This is a genomic window from Streptomyces chlorus (assembly GCF_042655885.1).
Classification (GTDB): Bacteria; Actinomycetota; Actinomycetes; order Streptomycetales; family Streptomycetaceae; genus Streptomyces; species Streptomyces chlorus.
In genome coordinates this window covers 1-6,704 of sequence record NZ_JBHSOA010000083.1, presented here as the reverse complement: position 1 = coordinate 6,704, position 6,704 = coordinate 1, and the positions used below count along the sequence as shown (strand labels likewise).

The window sequence follows — 6,704 nt, the reverse complement described above, 5'->3', positions numbered from 1 at the left end:
GGGGGGGGGGGGGGGGGGGGGGGCGATGTGGAGTCCGCCGAATTCGGCCCAGGCTTCGACGGCGGCGGGGAAGACGGTGTGGCGGTGTCCTGCGGGTGAGGTGTGGTCGCGCAGGGTGTCGGCCCAGACTTCGGCTTGTTTGATGTCCCAGCGACCCGGTTGCCAGCCGGCGGTGCGCAGGGCGGTGGCGACGGGGTGGGGGAAGCGGTGTGAGGTCCCCCCCGGTTCGGGTGGGGCCGGGTGGTTGGGGGAGAGGGTGCGGTCGGTGCGCATCTGCCGTTCGTTCGTCGTGGTGGTGTGGCCGGTGGGGGGGTGAGGGGGTGGCCGGCCGGGTGGTGGTGGAGGGGTGGGGGTGTGTCAGGGGTTGGTACGGAGGGGGTGTTCGGAATCACTCACCGGGTCGGGTCATCCGGGGTCGACGATGCGGACGCCGAAGTGGGCGGCGAGGGCGGTGCAGGCGCGGCAGGGTGCGGCGTATGTGCCGTGGAGGGGGTCGCCGTCCTCGCGGATGTGACGGGCGGTGAGTTTGGCTTGTTTGAGTGCTCTGCGCGCTTCGCTGTTGGTCATGGGCTTGCGTGCGGCGCGTTTGCTGCGTGCGGTGTCGGCGGTGGTGAGGTGCCGGGAGATGAGGATGGTTTCGGCGCAGCGGCCGGTGAAGCGGTCGCGTTGGCCGCTGGTGAGGGTGTCGAGGAAGTCCTGGGCGAGGGGGTGCAGGTCGGGGGGTGTGTCGCCGCGGGCGGCGGTGCCGGTGAGGGTGGTGCCGCGGAGGGAGAGGGCGGCGGCGATGGTGGGCAGGATGCCGTCGCGGCGGTGGTGGAGGGGGGTGCGGGCGGCTTCGGTGCTGCTCCAGCCGATGCGGGGGTCGCCGGTGCGGGGGTCGGCGGTGTGTCCTGCCGGTGTCCCCGTTTGAGTCATGTTCATGATCGCATTCCCCTCCTGTGCATCCCCCGGAAGGTCACAGGGTGCCAAATGGCGTGGCTGATGGGGAAGCTGGGGCGGGGCGACACGCCCAGGTTTGGGCTTGCTGTCACGGGAGGGTGACGTTTGGTCACGGAACCGGATGGGTGAGCCGCTGGTGCCCGGTGACCGGTGCCGTCGTACCGCATAGGCTATTGGTGTCGCGATTCCTGCGGTGATCCGCGCGAACGACGTGCGGGGCGCCGGGGGGAATGGCGGCGGTAAGCAGTCGAAACAGACGTGACAGTCGAATACGTTCCGTAACGACACGATGGTGGTCGGTGCGGATCGTCCAGAGTGCCGCAGGGGGCAACCGCCATGACGACAGGTCGGCTCGGGCAGAGAGCCGTGCCGCCGAATGCGGCCTATTCCGGGCAGGTCGTGCACTTCCCGGATCCGGTGCGGGCAGCCCGTCACCCGAGAGGGGTACGGGTGGACGAGCGTGGGTACCCCGATTTCTCGCCGTACGCGCGTGCGGTGGCGGAGATCGCGGAGCCGCCGGAGGGATTCGGTGTCGACGAGCTGCGGCTGACGGACTACGTGTCGGCGAACGCGGCGCTCGCGGCGACCGGTCATGAGCTGTGGGACACGGTGCCGGCGGTGGCGACGCCGCACGGCTGGACGTGGCATCACGTGGTGGCGTCGCGACGGCTGGAGCTGGTGCCGGTCGAGGTGAAGGCGCTGCTGCGGCACCACGGTGGTGTGGTGACGTCGGGCGTGGACCATGAGAAGCGGGGCACGCGGCCGTTGCAGGAGACGCGCCCGGCGCATTTCCGGCTGCCGAAGTCGGGGCTCGCGGTGACCGAGGCGCAGGTGCTGAATGTCGAGGAGGACCTCGGCTACCGGCTGCCCGGCGCGTACCGGTCGTTCCTGAAGGTGGCGGGCGGTTGCGCGCCGGTGGGTACGGCGCTGGACGCCGAACTGGGCCTGCTGGTCGACCAGCCGTTCTTCACGGTGCGGGACGAGGCCGCGGTCAATGACCTGGTGTACGTCAACAAGTGTCTGCGTGATCACCTCACCAAGGACTATCTGGGCGTCGGTTTTGTCCAGGGCGGTCTGCTGGCGGTGAAGGTGCGGGGCGAGCGGATGGGTTCGGTGTGGTTCTGCGCCTATGACGACGCGCGGGACGTGGATCCGTCGTGGCCGCCGGCGGAGCGGGTGGAGCGGCTGCTGCTGCCGTGCGGGGACGACTTCGACACGTTCCTGGCCCGGCTGGCGGGGTCGCCGCCGGAGCTGGAGACGGTGGCGAATCTGATGGTGGACGGCGGCTTCGCGCAGGTCGTTCCGGTTGCTGCGGGGGAGTGAGGTCCGGCGATGGTGACGTTCGCGCAGGCGCAGGAGCGTGCGGAGGAGTGGATCAACGGCGATGTGCCGTCGTATCAGCACCGTGAGGTGCGGGTACGGGAGTTCGGCCTCGGGTTCGTGGTGTGGGCGGAGGACCGCGCGGACGGGCCGCGTTCGGACGGCGGTGCGCAGCGGCTGGTGATCGCCCGGGACAGTGGTGAGGCGACGCTGTGGCCCGCCCTGGCGGTGGGCGAGGTGATCCGCCGGTACGAGGAGGAGTACGCGCGTACGGACGCGGCGGCCGAACCGGCGCCGGCGGCTCCGGCGCGGGTGGATCTGAATCAGACGTCGTTCCTGCTGAGTCCGCCGGAATGGTTGCAGGAGGCGGCGGACCGGCTGGGGATTCCGGACCGGCGGGGGGAGACCTCGGGCGGTCCGGCGGGCGCCCCCGGGACGTCGGGCGCCCCCGGTGGGTCCGGGACGGCGGGTGCGTCCAGCACGGCCGGTGGGTCCGGTGCGGGTGATTCCGGGGCCGCGGTGCCGGGTGCGCCGGTGGCGCCCGGGAGTGGTGTTGCCTGGCCCGCTGCCGGTGGGGGCGACTCCCCGGCGGGGGCCGGCGTGGGCACTGCGGGTGGACCGGCCGGGGCGACCCCGTGGGCCGGTACGGACACGAACGCCGACGCCGGCGAGGACGGTTCGGTGCCGCTTCCGGTCACCGTTTTCGCTCCGCCGCTGAGCCAGTCCGACGACGACACGCCGCCGCCGGCGTCGGCGTCGAATGCCCCGACGGCGCTGATGTCGGGGGGCAGCCGGCTGCCGCCGACGGCGCTGACACCGGCGTTTCCGGGCGCGGACGCGCAGACTCCGCCGGGTGCTCCGGGTGCTCCGGGTGCGCCAAAGACTCCGGCGGCGCCGAGCGCCGCGGACATCGCCGAAGCGGCGACCAGCAAGGCGGCTCCGCCGCGCCGTCCCTCGGTCCCGACGACGCCGCCTCCGCCGGGCGCCCCGGGTACGCCGGGCGTGCGGCCGGGGGGCACGCCTCCGCCTCCGTCGTCGCCCCCGTCGGGTCCCGGCGCGCAGGGTGCTCCGGCGGGCGGGTACGTACCGACGCAGATGGTGGCGTCCCTGGGGGCCAACGGCCTCAGTGGTTTCAACAGCCCGGCAGGCCCGGGGGGTTCGACGGGCGGCCCGCAGCCGCCCGGTGCCCCGACATCCCCGCCCGGTGCTCCGCCTGTACCGGGTACTCCGCCCGGCGGTGTCCATCACGCGGAGACGATGTTCGCCGGTCCCGGCCGGCCGGGCGTCGGTACGCCCCCGCCTCCGGGCCCGCCCGGTGCTCCGGGTGCTCTTGGCGCCCCTGGCGCTCCGCGTGTCCCTGGCGCCCCTGGCGCCCTTGGTGCTCCGGGTGCTCCTGGTGCCCCGGGGGGCGGGCGTGGCCCCGTGCATCACGCGGAGACCATGCTGGCGGGCCCCGCGGTCGGTGGGCCCGGTATGTCTCCGCCGCCGTCGGCCCCCGGTGGCCCGGGTGTGCCTCCGCCTCCCGCACCGCCCGGGATGCCCGGCGGGATGCCAGGTGCGGTGCCGCCGGGCATGCCCGGACCCGGCATCCCGCCGATGTACGGCTATCCGCCGCAGCCGGTCGGGCAGCCGACGGTCGGCCCCGGCTATCAGGCCGTGCTGCGCTACCGCGCGCAGGACGGTTCCGAGCGGCAGCTGATCCGGCGTTCGGCGCCGGGCACGCCGCATCCGGAGTGGCAGATCTTCCACGAGCTGCGTGCGATGAACGTGCCGCCGGATCAGGTGCTGGAGCTGCACACGGAGTTGGAGTCGTGTGAGCTTCCGGGTGCGTACTGCGCGCGGATGATCCGGGAGCAGTGGCCGCAGGCGCGGATCACGAACATCGCGCCGTACGGCACGGATCATGCGAGCCGCCGGCAGGGCATGCAGCAGCTGCTCGTTCATCAGGGTGAGTTGCATCAGGTGGCGGACGGGCCTGCCCGGCCGGCGCCGGTGCGCGCGCCGCTGACGCCGGTGCAGCCGGCGCCGCCGGTTCCGCCGGAGGCCATCGGGCAGGAGCTGGCGGGGGAGTTCGGGACGGGGGTGTTCCGGTTCGAGCAGCAGGCGGTGTCCCGGCAGGGTGTGCCGCCGATTGTGGCGCACACGCTGGTGGCGGCCGGACTGCCGCTGGACATGGGCCCGTTCTTCTGGGCGCAGGCGCAGCCGGGCCGTCCGGTGCCGACGCTGGCGGAGCTGGCCGTGGAACGGGGTGTGCAGCCGGCCTCGGACGCGGGCTCGTACCTCGTCATGGGCAGTGACTTCGGCAAGGCGGTCTGTGTGCAGTACGGCACGGCGAACATCGTCGCGGTGCCGGTGGAGGCGGGGCCGGGCGGTGCGCCCGTACCGCCGCAGTTCGTGAACACGGGGCTGCCGGAGTTCGCGCGCTGCCTGGCGTTGCTGGGGCGGATGTGGCGGCTGCGGTTCGGGCTGAACCAGGAGCAGGCGGGCCGCTGGACCGTCGACTTCCAGATGCAGCTGGCGGCGCTGGATCCCGCGGCGCTCGGTTCGCCGGAGAGCTGGTGGTCGGTGCTGCTGGAGCAGATGTGGGACGGACTGCTGTGAGCGGATGTGGGACGGGGCCGCTGTGAGCAGCACCCGCCGCTGACGCGAACGCGGAGGTGAGGAGCCGGGCCCGGTCGGACATGCGTGTCCCGGCCGGGCCCGGTCGCGTGTGGTCGCCTCGCAGTGCGTCGGCATGCCGTCGTTGCAGATTTCTCTCCCCGATCCGTGGTGTCGCACGCACGTGGGCATGGGGAGGGCGGATGACGTGGTTCACATCGCCGCCCGCGTCCGCTTCCAGGGCGTCGGCCCTGTCGAGGTCGACCGGCATGTGCGCCTGCCCGCCGCCGGACGGCTTCGCATGTGAGCCCGGGGTCGTGGGAGAGCGGAGTCTTTGAAGGACTGCGTTCGGTTCGGGCCTCGGCAGCTGCCTCGGTGGTCACCGGGCCGTCACCGGGCCGTCACCGGGCCGAGGTGACGGCCATCAGAAGCGGCGTCTTCAATGGCTTCCCTTCCTGGCGCAACGGGCCCGGTTGATCCGAATGCCACCCGCGATTCACGAGACCCGTACAGTCCTCGCCGGTCAGTCGTTCATATATTGACATCCCCCGGGAACGATTGAAATGTAAGCTGCATGGATTTTCGCCAACTCGAGTACTTCAGAGCCGTCGTCGAGGCGGGCTCGGTTTCACAGGCCGCCAAGAATCTGAACATGACGCAGCCGCCAGTGAGCCACGCCATCGCCAAGTTGGAGCTGGAGCTCGGAGTGCGGCTGCTCGAGCGGACGGCGAAGGGCGTTCACCCCACCCAGGCCGGACTTCACCTGGTCTCCAGGGGGGAGCGCCTGATTGCCGACCGGAACCGGGTCGTGGAGACGCTGAAACTGATGGGCGAGGGCGCGGTCGGAGACCTGCGCGTCGGCGTGGAACCCATGGTCATCAACGAGATCATCGCCGATGTCCTGGCGGAGTTTCTCGAACAGGCCCCGAGCGCACGCGTCAGCCTGGTCGATGTCACTCCCGATGTCATCGTGCAGAAGATCCGGAGCGGCGAATTGGACATGGGCTGCGTCCCGTTCAACCCTGCGCAATTCGCTGGATTCGTCGCGGAAATCTGCGACTGGTATCCCATCATGGACATCAGCATCAAGCTTGCCGTGCCCCGGTATCGCGCGCAGGAATCACACCCTGACGGAAAAGGGTGGGGCCGCTGGATTCTGCCGTCCCGGATTCCCGCCTTCTCGGGCATGCCCGACGCTGCGGAGAAAGCCCTGTCGGACGACGAATCCTTCGAAGTCCTCGAAGTCTCCACGCCGCAGACAGCACTCGCTTTCGTGGCTGCCGGACTCGGGGTGGCCCCCGTGACCGAACGCATCGCGGGCAAACGTGATGCGGTGACCCTCCTCGATCCCCCGCGATGGCTCAGGCCTATGCAGGCGACCCTCCTGTGGAAGCGCGAGGGCGAGATCACCCCGCTGATGGAGCGCTGGCTGCAGGCGACTCGAACTGTTGCCGCGCATCGCCGTGCGCTCGCCTCATGAGCGGAGCCGGTCGTGCGGGCCGTGCCGGCCATACAAGAAACTATGTACCCCTCTGCGGAGCCATGCATGGAAAGGGAAAGGAAAGTCGAGATCGAGGTTCCATGAACTTTGATGAATTGACGTGACGTGCGTCACTTCTGACTGGGTGTTCGCTTGGCCTCGGCACCCGTGCCGATGCTTGAAAGTCCAGGTCGGATGGGGTGTCCGCGTGGTGTGCCGACCGGCGGGCGCGTCGCCGGCCGACGCGCCCGAGGCGCCCGAGCTTTGACGGTTCCTTCTGGCCTCTCTTGCCCCGCGTCATGGCCCAATGCCGTTCAGTTAGCGGGTGTTGAGTCGTCCGCTGGTGCTCTGTCGGCGGGTCGTGGGT

Annotated in this window: 5 protein-coding genes; 3 read left to right on the top strand and 2 right to left on the bottom strand. The window is 71.1% G+C overall.

Annotated elements, in window-relative coordinates:
- Positions 1-273, bottom strand: a 273-nt coding sequence (locus ACFPZI_RS30485; protein ID WP_381369820.1) for an SUKH-3 domain-containing protein, incomplete at its 3' end; no start/stop codon positions are given.
- Between the two features lie 132 nt (positions 274-405).
- Complete coding sequence (locus ACFPZI_RS30480) at positions 406-921, bottom strand: YwqJ-related putative deaminase (RefSeq protein ID WP_381369817.1); 516 nt, start codon at positions 919-921, stop codon at positions 406-408.
- Positions 922-1,275: 354 nt separating this feature from the next.
- On the opposite strand from ACFPZI_RS30480, the gene ACFPZI_RS30475 reads away from it, so the two are divergent.
- From ACFPZI_RS30475 to ACFPZI_RS30465, 3 genes are all read left to right on the top strand, one after another.
- Positions 1,276-2,262: an SMI1/KNR4 family protein gene (locus ACFPZI_RS30475; RefSeq protein ID WP_381369814.1), complete on the top strand. Its 987-nt coding sequence runs from the start codon at positions 1,276-1,278 to the stop codon at positions 2,260-2,262.
- A 9-nt stretch (positions 2,263-2,271) separates the two neighbouring features.
- Entirely contained in the window at positions 2,272-4,860 is a 2,589-nt protein-coding gene (locus ACFPZI_RS30470) for an SUKH-4 family immunity protein (protein WP_381369811.1), read from the top strand.
- Positions 4,861-5,431: 571 nt separating this feature from the next.
- Positions 5,432-6,337 (top strand): LysR family transcriptional regulator, encoded by a 906-nt coding sequence (locus tag ACFPZI_RS30465; protein WP_381369808.1) that lies wholly within the window; start codon positions 5,432-5,434, stop codon positions 6,335-6,337.
- Positions 6,338-6,704 lie beyond the last annotated feature (367 nt).

Excerpts from the sequence above, each read along its gene's own strand:
- ACFPZI_RS30480 (WP_381369817.1), bottom strand. The coding sequence starts at position 921 with ATGAACATGACTCAAACGGGGACACCGGCAGGACACACCGCCGACCCC.
- ACFPZI_RS30475 (WP_381369814.1), top strand. The coding sequence starts at position 1,276 with ATGACGACAGGTCGGCTCGGGCAGAGAGCCGTGCCGCCGAATGCGGCC.
- ACFPZI_RS30470 (WP_381369811.1), top strand. The coding sequence starts at position 2,272 with ATGGTGACGTTCGCGCAGGCGCAGGAGCGTGCGGAGGAGTGGATCAAC.
- ACFPZI_RS30465 (WP_381369808.1), top strand. The coding sequence starts at position 5,432 with ATGGATTTTCGCCAACTCGAGTACTTCAGAGCCGTCGTCGAGGCGGGC.